Origin of the sequence: Variovorax sp. LjRoot84, assembly GCF_964254305.1 — a bacterium.
In the GTDB taxonomy this organism is placed as follows: domain Bacteria; phylum Pseudomonadota; class Gammaproteobacteria; order Burkholderiales; family Burkholderiaceae_C; genus Variovorax.
Genome location: NZ_CAXUTE020000001.1, coordinates 869,042 through 886,552, shown reverse-complemented (window position 1 = coordinate 886,552; position 17,511 = coordinate 869,042). Strand labels below are relative to the sequence as shown.

10 protein-coding genes, 2 tRNA genes and 3 rRNA genes are annotated in these 17,511 nt (G+C 60.5%); 7 read left to right on the top strand and 8 right to left on the bottom strand.

Going from position 1 to position 17,511, the window contains the following annotated elements; translation table 11 throughout:
* Positions 1–50: 50 nt before the first annotated feature.
* Positions 51–776, bottom strand: coding sequence for a GNAT family N-acetyltransferase (locus tag ACSQ9I_RS04460; RefSeq protein ID WP_436293819.1), 726 nt, complete (start codon positions 774–776; stop codon positions 51–53).
* Between the two features lie 108 nt (positions 777–884).
* A complete protein-coding gene (locus tag ACSQ9I_RS04455) occupies positions 885–1,358 on the bottom strand; it encodes an Lrp/AsnC family transcriptional regulator (protein ID WP_093109452.1) in 474 nt (157 codons plus the stop codon).
* Between the two features lie 165 nt (positions 1,359–1,523).
* Between ACSQ9I_RS04455 and hppD the strand changes: the two genes are divergently transcribed.
* Genes hppD through phhA form a run of 3 tightly spaced genes read left to right on the top strand, consistent with a single transcriptional unit; the run spans position 1,524 to position 4,370 of the window.
* The gene (gene hppD, locus ACSQ9I_RS04450; protein ID WP_436312393.1) at positions 1,524–2,651 is read left to right on the top strand and encodes a 4-hydroxyphenylpyruvate dioxygenase; all 1,128 of its coding nucleotides are present in this window, start codon (positions 1,524–1,526) and stop codon (positions 2,649–2,651) included.
* Between the two features lie 27 nt (positions 2,652–2,678).
* Positions 2,679–3,482, top strand: a complete 804-nt coding sequence (locus ACSQ9I_RS04445; RefSeq protein ID WP_093109450.1) for a transporter substrate-binding domain-containing protein — start codon at positions 2,679–2,681, stop codon at positions 3,480–3,482.
* An 18-nt stretch (positions 3,483–3,500) separates the two neighbouring features.
* Positions 3,501–4,370 (top strand): phenylalanine 4-monooxygenase, encoded by an 870-nt coding sequence (gene phhA / locus ACSQ9I_RS04440; RefSeq protein WP_436312392.1) that lies wholly within the window; start codon positions 3,501–3,503, stop codon positions 4,368–4,370.
* Positions 4,371–4,389: 19 nt separating this feature from the next.
* On the opposite strand, the gene ACSQ9I_RS04435 is transcribed toward phhA, so the two are convergent.
* On the bottom strand, positions 4,390–5,274 hold the full coding sequence (locus ACSQ9I_RS04435) for an esterase/lipase family protein (RefSeq protein WP_436312391.1): 885 nt from the start codon (positions 5,272–5,274) through the stop codon (positions 4,390–4,392).
* A 103-nt stretch (positions 5,275–5,377) separates the two neighbouring features.
* Between ACSQ9I_RS04435 and ACSQ9I_RS04430 the strand changes: the two genes are divergently transcribed.
* Together ACSQ9I_RS04430 and ACSQ9I_RS04425 are read left to right on the top strand one after the other, a co-directional pair.
* Positions 5,378–7,069 (top strand): AMP-binding protein, encoded by a 1,692-nt coding sequence (locus ACSQ9I_RS04430; RefSeq protein WP_436312390.1) that lies wholly within the window; start codon positions 5,378–5,380, stop codon positions 7,067–7,069.
* A complete protein-coding gene (locus tag ACSQ9I_RS04425) occupies positions 7,066–7,989 on the top strand; it encodes an MBL fold metallo-hydrolase (RefSeq protein ID WP_436312389.1) in 924 nt (307 codons plus the stop codon). The genes ACSQ9I_RS04430 and ACSQ9I_RS04425 overlap by 4 nt, the downstream gene beginning before the upstream one ends.
* Before the next feature lie 74 nt (positions 7,990–8,063).
* Here ACSQ9I_RS04425 and rrf read toward each other — a convergent pair.
* The 5 genes from rrf to ACSQ9I_RS04400 all read right to left on the bottom strand — a co-directional run bounded on the left by rrf (position 8,064) and on the right by ACSQ9I_RS04400 (position 13,272).
* Positions 8,064–8,176, bottom strand: a 5S ribosomal RNA gene (gene rrf / locus ACSQ9I_RS04420).
* 118 nt (positions 8,177–8,294) lie between these two features.
* Positions 8,295–11,167 (bottom strand): 23S ribosomal RNA (locus ACSQ9I_RS04415).
* A 321-nt stretch (positions 11,168–11,488) separates the two neighbouring features.
* A tRNA-Ala gene (locus ACSQ9I_RS04410) sits at positions 11,489–11,564 on the bottom strand.
* Positions 11,565–11,591: 27 nt separating this feature from the next.
* A tRNA-Ile gene (locus ACSQ9I_RS04405) sits at positions 11,592–11,668 on the bottom strand.
* Positions 11,669–11,737: 69 nt separating this feature from the next.
* Positions 11,738–13,272, bottom strand: a 16S ribosomal RNA gene (locus ACSQ9I_RS04400).
* The 16S, 23S and 5S rRNA genes sit together here with 2 tRNA genes alongside, the layout of an rRNA operon.
* 534 nt (positions 13,273–13,806) lie before the next feature.
* Here ACSQ9I_RS04400 and ACSQ9I_RS04395 point away from each other — a divergent pair.
* Together ACSQ9I_RS04395 and ACSQ9I_RS04390 are read left to right on the top strand one after the other, a co-directional pair.
* On the top strand, positions 13,807–15,714 hold the full coding sequence (locus ACSQ9I_RS04395) for an ATP-binding cassette domain-containing protein (protein ID WP_436312388.1): 1,908 nt from the start codon (positions 13,807–13,809) through the stop codon (positions 15,712–15,714).
* Between the two features lie 74 nt (positions 15,715–15,788).
* Entirely contained in the window at positions 15,789–17,510 is a 1,722-nt protein-coding gene (locus ACSQ9I_RS04390; RefSeq protein ID WP_436312387.1) for a phospholipase D family protein, read from the top strand.
* Position 17,511: the final 1 nt, after the last annotated feature.

Sequence of the window (17,511 nt, the reverse complement as noted above, 5' to 3'; positions counted from 1 at the left end):
GATCACAAGGATACCGGAAGAAGCACGTGCCTCCCCCGGTATGGCCCCGTTCAGGGCGAGGACTGGTCGCGGGCGGCGCGCACGCCGCTGCGGATTTCCTGCACGCTCGCGAGAAAAGCCCAGAACTGCTTGGCACGCGTCTTGAGTTGGAAATCGACTTCGGCGTAATGTTCCAGCGCGATCTCGCTCATGCGGCTGTCAAAGGTCGCATCGGGCAGTTGCAGGTGCGCCTCGGACTCGGAGCCGCTGCGCACCACGGTCGCACCGGCATTGCGCGCGATCTTGAGCATGGCGGCGTTCTCGCTCAGCGCGTGGATGAACAGCATGCCGACGCCTTCGTTGCGCGCGACCACCACCGCGCGTTCGAAGAGCCGCGCCCCGTAGCCGCGCCCGCGCGCATGTTCGGCCACCGAGACGCCGAATTCGGCGCAATCCTTGTGCTGGTCTGCCGGGGCGAATGCGAGATGGGCCATCGCGATCAGGTCGAGACGACGGTTGTAGATGCCGAACAGCTCGTCGCGGTCGAAGTCCAGGCCGTCGACATAGCGCTGGACCTGCTCGTCGGAGGCTGCATAGCCGAAACGCAGGTAGCGATCGTGCGGCTTGAGAGCAAGAAGATGCTGCGCAATGCGGTCGCGCTCGCGTGGGCCGATCGAGCGGATCGGCACCATGACGGGTGCGGGCGCGGCGGCGCGTGGCTGGGTCTCAACCATCGGCGCTTTCAGGAAAGAGCCGAGGCCAAGCGAGGCTTTGAGGAGTGCCTTGGCGGTAAGCATGCATTCAATATAAGGGTTTTCCCCTAACCAACAAGACCATAGGGACGAAAAAGTAGGTCATTGGTAAACGAATACCAATCCCGTGGGGTGCACGCAACCAATATGTTGTTACACGGGCACAGCAGTGGTCGCCTTGACGCGGTCGAGCACGAAGCTGGTCTTGCAGTCCTGCACGCTGGGGTGCTTGAGCAAGGTGTCCATGATGAAACGGCTGTAGTGCGCCATGTCGGCGACGACCACGCGCAGGAGGTAGTCCATTTCGCCCGTCAGCGCGGCGCATTCGACCACCTCGGGCCAGGTCTGGACGCTGGCGCGGAACAGGTCCATGGGGTTGCGCTTGTGGCTCTCGGTGTGCTTTTCGAGCCGGACATTGAGATAAGCCGTGAGCCCCAGGCCGACCGCTTCGGGTTTCACGAGCGCCACATAGCGGTCGATCACGCGGCTTTCCTCCAGGCGCTTGACCCGCCGCAGCACGGCGCTGGGCGAGAGGCTCACCTCTTCGGCCAGTTGGTCGTAGGTGGCGTGTCCGTCAATCTGCAGGGTGCGCAGGATAATACGATCTTGCTTGTCGAGTGCGTCCATTTCTGTATTTTCGCAGTTTTCTTGCGTTTAAGCCGCACAGCAGGCGCAATAACGCTGAAATCATGATGACTGGCGCTTTTACAGTTCAACACGGACGCTGCGCATGCGCGGCGCGACACTGAATCCCGCCCTCCCATCCTCTCGCCTTCCATTGGAGACAAGCCCATGAGCACCGCCGACGCCCCCGCCTTCACCCCTTGGGAGAATCCCATGGGCACCGATGGCTTCGAATTCATCGAATATGCCGCACCCGATCCGGCCGCCATGGGCCAGGTGTTCGAGCGCATGGGCTTCAAGGCCGTGGCCAAGCACCGTCACAAGAACGTGTTGCTGTACCGCCAGGGCACGATCAATTTCATCGTGAACGCCGAGCCGGACTCCTTTGCCCAGCGCTTCGCGCGCCAGCACGGGCCCAGCGTCTGCGCCATCGCCTTCCGCGTGCAGGACGCCAAGGCCGCCTATGAGCGCGCCATCGCGCTCGGCGCCTGGGGCTTTGCCGACAAGGCCGGTCCGGGCGAGCTCAACATTCCGGCGATCAAGGGCATCGGCGACAGCCTGATCTACCTGGTCGACCGGTGGCGCGGCAAGAACGGCGCGCAGTTCGGCGACATCGGCAACATCGGCTTCTACGACGTCGACTTCGAAGCCCTGCCCGGCCTCAGCGCGATCGAAGCGCTGGCGCCCGAGGGCAACGGTCTGACCTACATCGACCACCTGACGCACAACGTGCATCGCGGCCGCATGAACGAGTGGGCGGACTTCTACGAGCGCCTGTTCAACTTCAAGGAGGTCAAGTACTTCGACATCGAAGGCCAGGTCACGGGCGTGAAGAGCAAGGCAATGACCAGCCCGTGCGGAAAGATCCGCATCCCGATCAACGAGGAAGGCAAGGAACAGGCCGGCCAGATCCAGGAGTACCTCGACCTCTACCACGGTGAAGGCATCCAGCACATCGCAATGGGCTCGGACAATCTCTACAAGACCGTCGACGCATTGCGCGCCAACGGCGTCAAGCTGCTCGACACCATCGACACCTACTACGAACTGGTGGACAAGCGCATTCCGGGCCACGGCGAAAACGTCGAGGACCTGCACAGGCGCAAGATCCTGATCGACGGCAAGAAGGACGCGCTGCTGCTGCAGATCTTCAGCGAGAACCAGCTGGGCCCGATCTTCTTCGAGTTCATCCAGCGCAAGGGCGACGACGGCTTCGGCAACGGCAACTTCAAGGCGCTGTTCGAGAGCATCGAGCTCGACCAGATGCGCCGTGGTGTGCTGGCCGCCGCACAATAGCCGCCCCATCACACACAGGAGCGCGGAATGCGTCAGACCTTTTGGATTCGCTCGTCATGGATCGCAGCCGCGGTCCTCGTCCTCGGCGGCTGCGCCATGAATCCGCAGCAGCGTGCGGGCGCGGCCTCGTCGCATCTCGACGCGGTGCAAAAGGCTGGCGTGCTTCGCATCTGCACGCCGGGCGACTACAAGCCCTTCAGCTTCCAGAAGCCGGATGCGAGCTACGAAGGGATCGATGTCGACCTGATGGCCAGCTTCAGCACCAGCCTCAATGCGAAGCCGGAATGGGTCAAGACGACCTGGGCCAATCTGCTGCCCGATCTTGCGGCCGGCAAGTGCGATCTGGCCGTGGGCGGCGTGTCGGTGACGACCGAGCGCCAGAAGCGTGCCTTCTTCAGCGCGCCCTACATGGTCAACGGCAAGACGCCGATCGCACGCTGCGCGGACGTCGCCAAGTACCAGAGCGTCGCCGACATCGACAAGCCGGAAGTGCGCGTGATCTTCAACCCGGGCGGCAGCAACGAGCGTTTCGCGCGCGCCAACTTCAAGCGCGCCAAGCTCACGATGCACGGCGAGAACGTGACGATCTTCGACGAGCTGCTCGCGAACCGCGCCGACGTCTTCGTCACCGAATCTGCCGAGGCCATCACCCAGCAGAAGCTGAAGCCGGGTCTGTGCGCCGTCAATCCCGACAAGCCGCTGCAATACGGCGAGATGGCCTGGATGCTGCCGCGCGACGACATGGCCTTCAAGGCCTATGTCGACCAATGGCTGCACCTGTCGCAAGCGGGCGGCGAGTTCCAGCGCGTGATGGACCGCTGGCTCAAGTAAGAAACATCGGAGCTTTTCATGGAGACGCCAACAGGTGCGGTCATGCCCGCCGTCTACGGTCAATCGGAGCGCCCGCCGCGCGGCGACTATTCGCGCGGCGGCGCCGTTCTCGCCGACTACACCTGCCCGCAGGACTGGGCCAGCTACACGCCGGCCGACCACGACACCTACCGGCGTCTCTATGAACGCCAAGCCGCGCAGTTGCCGGGCCTCGCCTGCGATGCCTTCATCGCGTCGCTGCCTTCGCTCGGCGTGAAGGACCGCATTCCGCGCTTCGAGGAGATCAACGAGCGGCTCTACAAGGCGACGCGCTGGGAAGTCGTCGCGGTGCCCGGACTCATCCCCGAGTTGCCCTTCTTCACGCTGCTCGCGAACCGCAAGTTCCCGGTGACGGACTGGATCCGCAAGCCCGAGGAGTTCGACTACATCGTCGAGCCGGACGTGTTCCACGATCTGTTCGGCCATGTGCCGATGCTTTTTGATCCGACCTTCGCCGACTATGTGCAGCGCTACGGCCAGGGCGGCATCAAGGCGCACGAGCTGGGCGCCGGCGAGAAGCTTGCGCGGCTCTACTGGTACACGGTCGAGTTCGGGCTCATTCGCCAGCCGGACGGCTTGCGCGCCTACGGCGCGGGCGTCCTGAGCTCGGTCGGCGAGCTGCGGCACGCGGTACGCAGCCCTGAGCCCTACCGGCTGCCGCTCGATCTGCTGCGCACCATGCGCACGCGCTACAAGATCGACAGCTACCAGAGCACCTACTTCGTCATCAACAGCTTTGCGCAGTTGTTCGAGCTGACGGCGCCTGACTTCACGCCGCTCTACCAGGAACTCGCGATGCAGCCCGACATCGAGGCCGGCGTGCTGCTGCCGGGCGAATCCACGGCCTAGCTTTTTTTCCCGGCGCGCTTCAGCGCTCGAGCAGGGCCAGGGTCTCGCGCCTCAACCTGGAATCGAAGGCCATCTCCACATGCGCACGACCGTCGGCGAGACGGTTGTCGGCGCCGGGCAGCGTCGCGTTCGACGTCGGAAAGACGATGTTGTCGCAGTTCGAGTACCAGCAGGTGAAGGAAACCTGCCGCGTGCTGGCCCGCTCGCCTTCGATCTTCTGCATCCAATCGCCTCCCACTCGCATCTGGCGCCCATTGACCGTGCGGCCGAAGCGCGCGAGCCAGGTGCCGCGGTGCGGCGCGCCGATGGTGACGATGCGGTGCACGCGCGTTGGATCGGCGTCGCGCAGCCAGGCTCGGGCGGCGAGGCCACCCATGCTGTGACAGATCAGCATCGGCGGCAGGGAGGTCGCTGCAGTCACCCGCAGGATGGCGTCGTCGATGGTCTGTGCATAGTGGTCGATCGAGCCGAGGACAGGCTCGAGATCGACCGCAACGAAGGCACGGTCGTCGGCGCGCAGTTCGCGCAACCAGGGGCTCCAGAAGCCGCGGTTGCATAGAAAGCCGTGGACCAGCACCACGCCCCTTCGACCGTTGGCCGGCAGGTGATCAGGCACGGCACGCGAATGAAAGGGCTGGTACCAGCAGAAAACGCGAGGCGCGAGCCAGCTCTCGGCCAGCCACGCCCTGATGCACTGGGGCACTCTGGCGCGGGGAAGAGGGTCGCGGCCGTTGATGCGGTAGCTCGCCACGAACTCGATCGCAAGGACGGTCGTGTGGGTGCAGGTCAACGCGATGAGGCTGAGCACAGCCACGAGCGGCGACCGGCTCCACCAGAAGCTCGCCCAGGCGATCGCGACAAGAAGACCGCCGAGCACAAGACACTGCTGGAGACGCGCAACCATGCGGCCGACTATCGCATGCGCGACAGATCGGGCGCCACCCTAGGACAAGCCCGCTGGCGGCAAGGGCGGACCCGCTTCGACAATCCGCGCCAAAGGAGATCGCATGCAGTCATCCATATTGAAGAACTACCCGGCCGGCGTGCCGCACGAAGTCCATCCCGAGCAGTACCGCTCGCTGGGGCAGCTGTTCGACGAATCATTCACGCGCTACGCCGAGCGGCCGTTTTCGGTGTGCATGGAACGATGGATGTCGTATGGCGAACTCGACGCGCTGTCGAAGGCGATGGGCGCATGGCTGCAGTCGCGTGGCTTGGAGCCCGGCGCGCGCGTGGCCATCATGCTGCCCAACGTGCCGCAGTTCGCCGTCACGATGTGCGGCGTGCTGCGCGCGGGCTACACCTGCGTCAACGTCAACCCGCTGTATACGGCGCGCGAGCTCGAACACCAGCTGAAGGATTCGGGTGCGACGGCGATCGTCATCCTCGAGAACTTCGCGGCGACGCTCGAGCAGGTGATCGAGCGGACGCCCTTGAAGCACGTGGTGGTCGCCTCGATGGGCGATCTGCTCGGAGGCCTTTACGGCACCTGGATCACGGTGGCCGTGCGGCATCTCGCCAAGATGGTTCCGCCATACAAGCTACCGCTGGACAACGGGCGCACCGTCACGCCCTTTCCCCAGGTCATGGCCGAGGGCAAGGGGCGTACGCTGGCCCCGGACCCCAGCACGCTCGATTCGATCGCCTTCCTCCAATACACGGGTGGAACCACGGGGCTGTCGAAGGGCGCGGTGCTGACCCATCGCAACATCGTCGCCGCGACGCTGCAGGCCGAAGCCTGGTTCACGCCCGCACTGGAACGGGCAGGCGATCGGTCCAAGGTCAACAGCATTGCGGCGCTTCCGCTGTATCACATCTTCGCGCTGACGCTGTGCCTGCTCGCGATCCGCCAGGGCTCGCACCTGACGCTGATCCCCAACCCGCGCGACTTCGACAAGTTCATCGCCGTGCTCAAGAAGCGACCCTTCCACATGCTGCCGGCGGTGAACACCTTGTTCAATGCCCTGCTGATGCACCCGCAGTTCAAGACCATCGACTTCTCGACGCTCTTTGTCTCGCAGGCCGGTGGCATGGCGGCTTCCGAGGGCACCGCCCGCAAGTGGTTCGAAGCCACGGGCTGCCCGATGATCGAAGGCTGGGGCATGAGCGAGACCTGCGCGATCGGGACCAACAACCCGGTCTCCAACACCGCGTTCACCGGAACCATCGGGTTGCCGCTGCCCAGCATTGAAATCGCGATCAAGGATGACGAAGGCCGCTCGCTGCCCCCGGGAGAGGCGGGAGAGTTGTGCATCAAGGGACCCAACGTCATGACCGGCTACTACAACCAGCCGGCCGAGACCGCGGCGGCATTCACCGCCGACGGCTTCATGCGGACCGGCGACATCGCGGTCATGCAGGAAGACGGCTACAGCCGAATCGTCGATCGCAAGAAGGACATGATTCTGGTGAGCGGGTTCAACGTGTTCCCGAACGAATTGGAAAATGTCATCTCGCTGTGCCCCGGCGTTGTCGAGTGCGCGGCGATCGGGGTGCCGGACGAGAAGCAGGGCGAGGCGATCAAGGTTTTCGTCGTCCGCAAGGATCACTCGCTGACCGAGGAGACCGTGATGCGCTACTGCAATGATCAGCTGACCGGCTACAAGCGTCCGAAGCACATCGAGTTTCGAGAGAGTCTGCCAAAGACGAATGTCGGGAAGATCCTCCGGCGCCAGCTGCGACCAGGCGCGACGGCTTGAGCGCGGCCGCTGGTCTGCCGGCGCAGCTCCAGGTTTTTGAGCGCGGATGGCTTTCGTCCAACAACATCCTCTTGGTGGGCCGTGACGAGACGGCCTTGGTCGACACCGGCTACGCGACGCATTGCAGCCAGACACTGGCGCTGGTCGAGGCCGCGCTCGGAGACCGGCCGCTCGACCTTGTGCTGAACACGCATTTGCACAGCGACCACTGCGGCGGCAACGCGGCGCTGCAGCGGCGTTATCCCATGGCGCGTACCTTCATTCCGCCGGGAGAGGCATCTCTGGTGCAAATCTGGGATGAGGATGCGCTGAGCTATCGGGCGACCGGGCAGCAGTGCCCTCGCTTTCGCTTCGACGGTCTTCTGGCGCCGGGCCGGGATGTGGTGTTGGGTGACCTGGCTTGGCAGGTGCATGCCGCGCCGGGCCACGACCCGCATTCGATCATCCTGTTCGAGCCCGGCTCACGCACCCTGATCTCGGCCGATGCGCTCTGGGAGAGCGGCTTCGGCATCGTGTTTCCCGAGTTGGCAGGGGAGCCGTCCTTCGATGAGGTGGCTGCCACCCTCGACTTGATCGAAGCGCTGGATCCGGTATGCGTGATCCCGGGCCATGGGGGCGTCTTCAGCGAGGTGGCGGAAGCGCTTTCATTGGCGCGGCGCAGGCTTGAGGCTCTATCGCGTGATCCCGTCAAGCACGCCCGACATGCGCTCAAGGTGCTCATGAAATTCAAGCTGCTGGAACTGCAGACGACGAGCGTCGACGAATGGAAAAACTGGGCTCGAAGCACACCTTACTTCGATGTCATTCGTGCGCGCTTCTTTGCCTCGTCGTCCCTCGATGAGTTGAGCGCTGAGGTTCTTGCGGAATTGGTCAAGGCCGGGGCCGCCTTTGCCGATGAGACGGAAGTCCGAAACAAGTAGCCATTCATTGCTTTTGGAATACTCAAAAGCAAAAAGCCCAACCATTTCTGGTTGGGCTTTTTGGGGCTGTAAGAGCCTGACGATGACCTACTTTCACACGGGAACCCGCACTATCATCGGCGCTGAGGCGTTTCACTGTCCTGTTCGGGATGGGAAGGAGTGGGACCACCTCGCTATGGTCATCAGGCATAAAGGGTTGTTGTATTGACTGGGTCAATACAACGAATTCATAGAGTTTGGAATCAGCTTTGAGTGTTTTGAATGCGTCAACTTGGCATAACACCTTGATCGTAGATCAAAGTTATAGGGTCAAGCCGCACGAGCAATTAGTATCGGTTAGCTTAACGCATTACTGCGCTTCCACACCCGACCTATCAACGTCCTGGTCTTGAACGACTCTTCAGGGGGCTCGAGGCCCCGGCAGATCTCATCTTGAAACGAGTTTCCCGCTTAGATGCTTTCAGCGGTTATCTCTTCCACACTTAGCTACTCGGCAATGCCACTGGCGTGACAACCGATACACCAGAGGTGTGTCCACTCCGGTCCTCTCGTACTAGGAGCAGGCTTCCTCAAATCTGCAGCGCCCACGGAAGATAGGGACCAAACTGTCTCACGACGTTTTAAACCCAGCTCACGTACCTCTTTAAATGGCGAACAGCCATACCCTTGGGACCGGCTACAGCCCCAGGATGAGATGAGCCGACATCGAGGTGCCAAACACCGCCGTCGATATGAACTCTTGGGCGGTATCAGCCTGTTATCCCCAGAGTACCTTTTATCCGTTGAGCGATGGCCCTTCCATACAGAACCACCGGATCACTATGTCCTGCTTTCGCATCTGCTCGACTTGTCAGTCTCGCAGTTAAGCACGCTTATGCCATTGCACTATCGTCACGATGTCCGACCGTAACTAGCGTACCTTCGAACTCCTCCGTTACGCTTTGGGAGGAGACCGCCCCAGTCAAACTGCCTACCATGCACTGTCCCCGATCCAGATAATGGACCTAGGTTAGAACCTCAAACACACCAGGGTGGTATTTCAACGTTGGCTCCACAAGATCTAGCGACCCTGCTTCAAAGCCTCCCACCTATCCTACACAGATCTGTTCAAAGTCCAATACAAAGCTACAGTAAAGGTTCATGGGGTCTTTCCGTCTTTCCGCGGGGAGATTGCATCATCACAAACATTTCAACTTCGCTGAGTCTCAGGAGGAGACAGTGTGGCCATCGTTACGCCATTCGTGCAGGTCGGAACTTACCCGACAAGGAATTTCGCTACCTTAGGACCGTTATAGTTACGGCCGCCGTTTACTGGGACTTCAATCAAGAGCTTGCACCCCATCATTTAATCTTCCAGCACCGGGCAGGCGTCACACCCTATACGTCCACTTTCGTGTTTGCAGAGTGCTGTGTTTTTAATAAACAGTCGCAGCCACCGATTTTTTGCAACCCATTCATGCTCCGTTGTTCACTTCACACTAATAGGGCACACCTTCTTCCGAAGTTACGGTGTCAATTTGCCGAGTTCCTTCTCCTGAGTTCTCTCAAGCGCCTTAGAATACTCATCTCGCGCACCAGTGTCGGTTTGCGGTACGGTCGTGTGTAGCTGAAGCTTAGTGGCTTTTCCTGGAACCTCGTTCAGTCACTTCACCAGCAAGCTGGCTCGATCGTTGGCCTCGGTATATGACGGGCGGATTTGCCTACCCATCGCCTACTTCCAACTAAACCGGGATATCCAACACCCGGATGACCTATTAAGATCCGTCCCCACATCGCACTACACATCGGTACAGGAATATTGACCTGTTTCCCATCAGCTACGCATCTCTGCCTCGCCTTAGGGGCCGACTCACTCTACGCCGATGAACGTTGCGTAGAAAACCTTGCGCTTACGGCGAGGGGGCTTTTCACCCCCTTTAACGCTACTCATGTCAGCATTCGCACTTCTGATACCTCCAGCACGCTTTACAACGCACCTTCACAGGCTTACAGAACGCTCTCCTACCACTTGCAATAAATTGCAAATCCGCAGCTTCGGTAACTGGCTTAGCCCCGTTACATCTTCCGCGCAGGACGACTCGATCAGTGAGCTATTACGCTTTCTTTAAATGATGGCTGCTTCTAAGCCAACATCCTGACTGTTTTAGCCTTCCCACTTCGTTTCCCACTTAGCCAATTTTAGGGACCTTAGCTGGCGGTCTGGGTTGTTTCCCTCTTGAGTCCGGACGTTAGCACCCGGTGCTCTGTCTCCCAAGCTGTACTCGTCGGTATTCGGAGTTTGCCTTGGTTTGGTAAGTCGCCATGACCCCCTAGCCAAAACAGTGCTCTACCCCCGACGGTAATACTTGAGGCACTACCTAAATAGTTTTCGGAGAGAACCAGCTATTTCCAAGTTTGTTTAGCCTTTCACCCCTATCCACAGCTCATCCGCTAGTTTTGCAACACTAGTCGGTTCGGACCTCCAGTACCTGTTACGGCACCTTCATCCTGGCCATGGATAGATCACTTGGTTTCGGGTCTACACCCAGCGACTGGACGCCCTATTCGGACTCGATTTCTCTACGGCTTCCCTATTCGGTTAACCTTGCCACTGAATGTAAGTCGCTGACCCATTATACAAAAGGTACGCCGTCACCCCTTACGAGGCTCCGACTTTTTGTAAGCACGCGGTTTCAGGATCTATTTCACTCCCCTCCCGGGGTTCTTTTCGCCTTTCCCTCACGGTACTAGTTCACTATCGGTCGATGATGAGTATTTAGCCTTGGAGGATGGTCCCCCCATATTCAGACAGGATTTCTCGTGTCCCGCCCTACTTGTCGTTAGCTCAGTACCACACAGGTCTTTTCACGTACGGGGCTATCACCCGCTATGGCCAGCCTTTCCAAGCTGTTCCGTTAAGTCTTGTGCTATCACTAACAGGCTCTTCCGATTTCGCTCGCCACTACTTTCGGAATCTCGGTTGATGTCTTTTCCTCGAGCTACTGAGATGTTTCAGTTCACCCGGTTCGCCTCGCATGACTATGTATTCATCATGCGATACCTTTCGGTGGGTTTCCCCATTCGGAAATCTCCGGATCAAAGCTAATTTGCCAGCTCCCCGAAGCTTATCGCAGGCTATCACGTCCTTCGTCGCCTATCATCGCCAAGGCATCCACCACGTGCTCTTATTCACTTGACCCTATAACTTTGACGTTTCTTCACAGAAACCAAAATCATTTCAAGGAATATGTCAGGTCTTTCACCTGACGCGTTATGCCGTCTTCATACTTTCGATTTGACTCGAAATTGAAGTTCATTTGACGCAATCAAAAATTCATGTCGCTGATGGCACGGTCTGCACTAAACCTTTACGAATGTGCAGTTTCCATCAGCAACGCTGATTCGACTCTATGAATTTTTAAAGAACAGCCGATTGATCAAGAGATCTCGATCAACAACAAAGAAGCCTCATGCTCGCGCACAAAGCCTCTTTGGTGTTGAATTTCAAACTACCGGTGAATGGTGGAGGATGACGGGATCGAACCGACGACCCCCTGCTTGCAAAGCAGGTGCTCTCCCAGCTGAGCTAATCCCCCGGGTCCTCACGAGACTATCGGAAGGAATGGTGGGTCTAGTTGGGCTCGAACCAACGACCCCCGCCTTATCAAGACGGTGCTCTAACCAGCTGAGCTACAGACCCATGTCGAAGACTCGACATCTTCCAACAACCGATAAGTGTGGGCGTTCAATTTAAGTGGCTTGTTTCCAGAAAGGAGGTGATCCAGCCGCACCTTCCGATACGGCTACCTTGTTACGACTTCACCCCAGTCACGAACCCTGCCGTGGTAATCGCCCTCCTTGCGGTTAGGCTAACTACTTCTGGCAGAACCCGCTCCCATGGTGTGACGGGCGGTGTGTACAAGACCCGGGAACGTATTCACCGTGACATTCTGATCCACGATTACTAGCGATTCCGACTTCACGCAGTCGAGTTGCAGACTGCGATCCGGACTACGACTGGTTTTATGGGATTAGCTCCCCCTCGCGGGTTGGCAACCCTTTGTACCAGCCATTGTATGACGTGTGTAGCCCCACCTATAAGGGCCATGAGGACTTGACGTCATCCCCACCTTCCTCCGGTTTGTCACCGGCAGTCTCACTAGAGTGCCCAACTAAATGTAGCAACTAATGACAAGGGTTGCGCTCGTTGCGGGACTTAACCCAACATCTCACGACACGAGCTGACGACAGCCATGCAGCACCTGTGTTACGGTTCTCTTTCGAGCACTAAGCCATCTCTGGCAAATTCCGTACATGTCAAAGGTGGGTAAGGTTTTTCGCGTTGCATCGAATTAAACCACATCATCCACCGCTTGTGCGGGTCCCCGTCAATTCCTTTGAGTTTCAACCTTGCGGCCGTACTCCCCAGGCGGTCAACTTCACGCGTTAGCTTCGTTACTGAGTCAGTGAAGACCCAACAACCAGTTGACATCGTTTAGGGCGTGGACTACCAGGGTATCTAATCCTGTTTGCTCCCCACGCTTTCGTGCATGAGCGTCAGTACAGGTCCAGGGGATTGCCTTCGCCATCGGTGTTCCTCCGCATATCTACGCATTTCACTGCTACACGCGGAATTCCATCCCCCTCTACCGTACTCCAGCGATGCAGTCACAGATGCAGTTCCCAGGTTGAGCCCGGGGATTTCACAACTGTCTTACATCACCGCCTGCGCACGCTTTACGCCCAGTAATTCCGATTAACGCTTGCACCCTACGTATTACCGCGGCTGCTGGCACGTAGTTAGCCGGTGCTTATTCTTACGGTACCGTCATGAGCTCTCTTTATTAGAAAGAACCTTTTCGTTCCGTACAAAAGCAGTTTACAACCCGAAGGCCTTCATCCTGCACGCGGCATGGCTGGATCAGGCTTGCGCCCATTGTCCAAAATTCCCCACTGCTGCCTCCCGTAGGAGTCTGGGCCGTGTCTCAGTCCCAGTGTGGCTGGTCGTCCTCTCAGACCAGCTACAGATCGAAGGCTTGGTGAGCCTTTACCTCACCAACTACCTAATCTGCCATCGGCCGCTCCATTCGCGCAAGGCCTTGCGGTCCCCTGCTTTCATCCGTAGATCTTATGCGGTATTAGCACAGCTTTCGCTGCGTTATCCCCCACGATTGGGCACGTTCCGATGTATTACTCACCCGTTCGCCACTCGCCACCAGGATTGCTCCCGTGCTGCCGTTCGACTTGCATGTGTAAGGCATGCCGCCAGCGTTCAATCTGAGCCAGGATCAAACTCTATAGTTCGATCTTGAATTTTTTCGCCTCTCTCGAGGCAAACTCATAAAAACGGAATTGAAGTGAACTTCACTTCTATTCTCATGAGCGTTTAAAGTCTTGCGACTTCGTTCCGAAGAACTTGGCCACTCGCCTCAAACGCCCACGCTTATCGGCTGTATGTTTTTAACGATCCCAGTGCAAAACATCTTCTATCTTGCACTCACTTCGCTGCGATCAGCGAAGCCTTAGATTATCACACGATTTTTAAAGAACCGCCAAACTTTTTGGAAGAATTTTTGATCTTCTCTTCTTCCTTCCCCACCCCACTCACTCCAGCCTCGCCACCTCGGATCCCTTCAGGATCCCAAGCTGCTCGCCGTCTTGAGCGGAGCCTTCGATTATGACACGGTTTTGAACCACCCGCCACGCTCGAAGCTCTTGCCTTCATCGACCTGCGCAGCGCTTCGTTGGAAGCAAGGCAACGGGTCGTTTTGAGCCGAGCCCACGAGTATATGCCAAGTTTTCGGGTCGGCAAGCCAGTCCTCCGATAATCGGCGTCACATGGCACTCATCACACTTCTCGACGCGCAACTCGCGTTCGGCCACGTCCCGCTGCTCGACCACGCGGACTTCTCACTCATCGAATCGGAGCGCATCGGCCTGATCGGCCGCAACGGCGCCGGCAAGTCCTCTCTTCTCAAGATCCTGGGCGGGCTGGAAAAGCCCGACGACGGCACGCTGCAGCTTCAACAAGGTCTGCGCGTCGCCTACGTTGCGCAGGAGCCCCTGCTGGACATGGACGCCGACGTCTTCACGGCGGCGAGCGCAGGGCTGGCAGAAGTGATCGCCATTCGCGACCAATACCTGTCCGGCGCCGCGGGACTCGACCTCGACGCGCTGCAGTCGCAGATCGAGGCCTTCGATGCCTGGAACTGGGAGCAGCGCGTCGACGAGACGCTCCATCGCCTGCATCTGGACGGCAGCGCGCGCATCGGCGCACTGTCGGGCGGAACCCGCAAGCGTGTGGCACTGGCGCAGGCGCTCGTGGCCGCTCCCCACGTGCTGCTGCTCGACGAACCCACCAACCACCTCGACCTCGATTCGATCGAATGGCTCGAACAGCTGCTGATCGACTTCAAGGGCAGCGTCGTCACCATCACGCATGACCGCAGCTTCCTGAACCGCGTGGCCACGCGCATCGTGGAGCTCGATCGGGGAAAGCTCGGCTCCTACCCGGGCAATTTCGAGCAGTACCTGATCCAGAAGGAAGAGCAGCTGGCCCAGGAAGCGGTCATCAACGCCAAGGCCGACAAGCTGCTCGCACAGGAAGAGCTATGGATCCGCAAGGGCGTGGAAGCTCGCCGAACGCGCAGCCAGAGCCGCATCAGCCGCCTCGAGGCGCTGCGCTCCAACCGCGCGGCCAGGCGCGAAGTGATCGGCAGCGTGAACATGGACGTCGCCTCCGGCCAGTCGAGCGGAAAGATCGTCGCGGAACTCACGGGAGCCTCCAAGGCCTTCGGTGAGAACACCGTCATCCGGAACTTCACCGGCACCATCCTGCGCGGCGACAAGGTCGGCCTGATCGGCCCGAACGGCGCCGGCAAGACCACGTTGCTGAAGCTGATCCTCGGCGAACTCGAGCCCGACAGCGGCAAGATCCGCCGCGGCGCCAACCTGCAGGTGGCGTACTTCGACCAGATGCGCGATGCGCTCGATCTCGACGCCACGCTGGAAGACTTCATCAGCCCCGGAAGCGAGTGGATCGAGATCGGCAACCAGCGCAAGCACGTCAAGAGCTACCTCGCAGACTTCCTGTTCTCGCCCGCGCGCGCGCATTCACCGGTGCGCTCGCTCAGCGGCGGGGAACGCAACCGCCTGCTGCTCGCGCGGTTGTTCGCGCGGCCGGCCAATGTGCTGGTGCTCGACGAGCCGACCAACGACCTCGACATCGACACGCTGGAGCTGCTCGAAGACTTGCTGCAGAACTACGACGGCACGGTCTTCCTCGTGAGCCACGACCGCACCTTCCTCGACAACGTGGTGACCAGCACCATCGCCTTCGAAGGCGGCGGCCACTGGCGCGAGTACGAAGGCAGCGTGCAGGACTGGCTGATCCAGTCGAAGCGCGCACGAGAGTTCGCTGCCCAAAGAGCGGCCGCATCTGCGCCCGCTCCAGCCCCTGCGGCGGCGGCCGCGGCGCCCGCCGCCGAAGCCGCCCCGCGCGCGACGCCCCGCAAGAAGCTCAGCTACAAGGAGCAGCGCGAACTCGAGACACTGCCCACGCAGATCGCAGCCCTGGAAGAAGAACAGAAGCGCATCACGGAGATGCTCGAACTCGACGGCGGCGCCATCTACGCCAACGAGGCATCGCGCGCAGCCGAACTGGGCGAGCGCCATGCGCAGATCGACGACGAACTGCTGGCCGCGCTCGAGCGCTGGGAAGAACTCGGCGCGGCGCGCCAGGGATAGCCGGGCTTTCGTCCGACGCGCGGCGTGGCGCGGGTGCGCTATACATGTAGTTACCCAAACTCATCAATTGCTGCATGTTCGCATTCCGCGCTCTCGGACGATCCGCCCGCCGCTGGTGCGTGGCAGTGGGCATTGCGCTGGTACTGCCGGCTTGCGCCGAACTGCCCAAGGATGTGCAACGGCCGGTTTCGACTTCGCTGGCCTCGCCCGCCGGGACCCCGCTCGCAGCCTTGGTGCAGCAACGCCGAACCGCCGCCGGCGCCCGCTCCGAATCCGGCTTTCTGCTGCTCGACGGTCCGCCGGCCGCCTACGGCAGCCGGCTCGCGCTGGCCGAAGGCGCACAGAAGACCCTCGACCTGCAGTACTACGCCATTCATGCCGACGCCAGCACCGACCGGTTGCTCCAGGCGGTACGCGATGCGGCACAGCGCGGCGTGCGCGTGCGCATCCTTCTCGACGACTTTCACAGCACGGGGCGCAACGCGCTGGTGATGCGCCTGGCCTTCGTGCCGAGCATCGAGATGCGGATGTTCAACCCGCTGGCGGGGGCGAGGGGCTCGAGCTTGGGCCGCCTCTTCAATGCGCTCGACGATGCGTCGCGCATCCAGCAGCGCATGCACAACAAGCTCTTCATCGCCGACAACGTGCTCGGCGTGACCGGGGGGCGCAACCTGGGCGATGCTTATTTCGGCAATGGCGAAGCGGGCAATTTCGTCGACCTCGATGTGCTGGCCGCGGGGCCGGTCGTGCAAGACCTTTCGCGAAGCTTCGACGCCTACTGGAACAACGAACGCGCCTATCCGGTGCAGTCGCTGGTGACGCGTGAAGAACTCGAGGCGATTCGCAACGAGATCCGCGCCGAGCCCAAGGCGCAGGAGAAGGATAGCGAGCCACGCCCTCCCAATGCTGCGCCTGCGACCGAACGGCGCGCTCGCGCCTGGGACGAGAAGCCGATGGACCTGACGAGCGCGACCTTCGTCTGGGCACCCGCGGCGGTGCTGGTCGACAAGCCGGCCAAGATCCCGGCGGATGTGCCGCGCGGCAGTCCCGGCAATGAGAAGGCACCGGGCCTCGTCGTGACGCAGCAAGGCCGACGGCCTTCTTCGGCCGCAGCGCGCGGCGGCAGCTCGCTCACGGCCGCAGCCGATACGGCTGCCGACGGCGAAACGGTGGTCGAGGGCCTGCTGCAGCTGATCGGCCAGGCGAAGAGCGAGCTGCTCATCATCTCGCCCTACTTCGTGCCTGGGCAGGACATGAAGCAGGCTTTCGCGGCGGCACTCGCGCGCGGCGTCCGGATCCGCGTGCTGACGAACTCGCTGGCTTCCAACGATGCGCCGGTCGCCCATGTGGGCTATGCGCGGCACCGCGAAGAGCTGCTGTCGATGGGCGTCGGCCTGTACGAGATGCGCAGCGAACAGGCTGGGCTCGGCAGTGCTTTCGGCTCCGCTGGCAGCGAGCCCGGCGAATCACGCTCGATGCTGCATTCCAAGGCGCTGGTGATGGACGGCCGGCTGCTGGTGGTCGGTTCGATGAACCTCGATCTGCGCTCGCAACTGCAGAACACCGAGATCGCGCTCCTGATCCGCAGCGACGAACTCTGCCGCGTCGCGAGTGGCCAGATCGAGATTGCCATGCGCGACGGCGCATGGCATGTGGAGCGCGGCGACAACGGCCTCGTATGGCGTGCCCCGCAGAACAGCGGACTGAAGGACAGCGCCACCGAGCCCGACGCCAGTGTCGGCTTGCGGCTGTTGTTGAAGCTGTTCGGCCCGTTCGCGCCGGACCGGCTACTCTGAG

What these genes read in the sequence shown, in the direction of transcription:
- ACSQ9I_RS04460 (WP_436293819.1), bottom strand. Translation starts at nt 776, where the DNA reads ATGCTTACCGCCAAGGCACTCCTCAAAGCCTCGCTTGGCCTCGGCTCT.
- ACSQ9I_RS04455 (WP_093109452.1), bottom strand. Translation starts at nt 1,358, where the DNA reads ATGGACGCACTCGACAAGCAAGATCGTATTATCCTGCGCACCCTGCAG.
- hppD (WP_436312393.1), top strand. Translation starts at nt 1,524, where the DNA reads ATGAGCACCGCCGACGCCCCCGCCTTCACCCCTTGGGAGAATCCCATG.
- ACSQ9I_RS04445 (WP_093109450.1), top strand. Translation starts at nt 2,679, where the DNA reads ATGCGTCAGACCTTTTGGATTCGCTCGTCATGGATCGCAGCCGCGGTC.
- phhA (WP_436312392.1), top strand. Translation starts at nt 3,501, where the DNA reads ATGGAGACGCCAACAGGTGCGGTCATGCCCGCCGTCTACGGTCAATCG.
- ACSQ9I_RS04435 (WP_436312391.1), bottom strand. Translation starts at nt 5,274, where the DNA reads ATGGTTGCGCGTCTCCAGCAGTGTCTTGTGCTCGGCGGTCTTCTTGTC.
- ACSQ9I_RS04430 (WP_436312390.1), top strand. Translation starts at nt 5,378, where the DNA reads ATGCAGTCATCCATATTGAAGAACTACCCGGCCGGCGTGCCGCACGAA.
- ACSQ9I_RS04395 (WP_436312388.1), top strand. Translation starts at nt 13,807, where the DNA reads ATGGCACTCATCACACTTCTCGACGCGCAACTCGCGTTCGGCCACGTC.
- ACSQ9I_RS04390 (WP_436312387.1), top strand. Translation starts at nt 15,789, where the DNA reads ATGTTCGCATTCCGCGCTCTCGGACGATCCGCCCGCCGCTGGTGCGTG.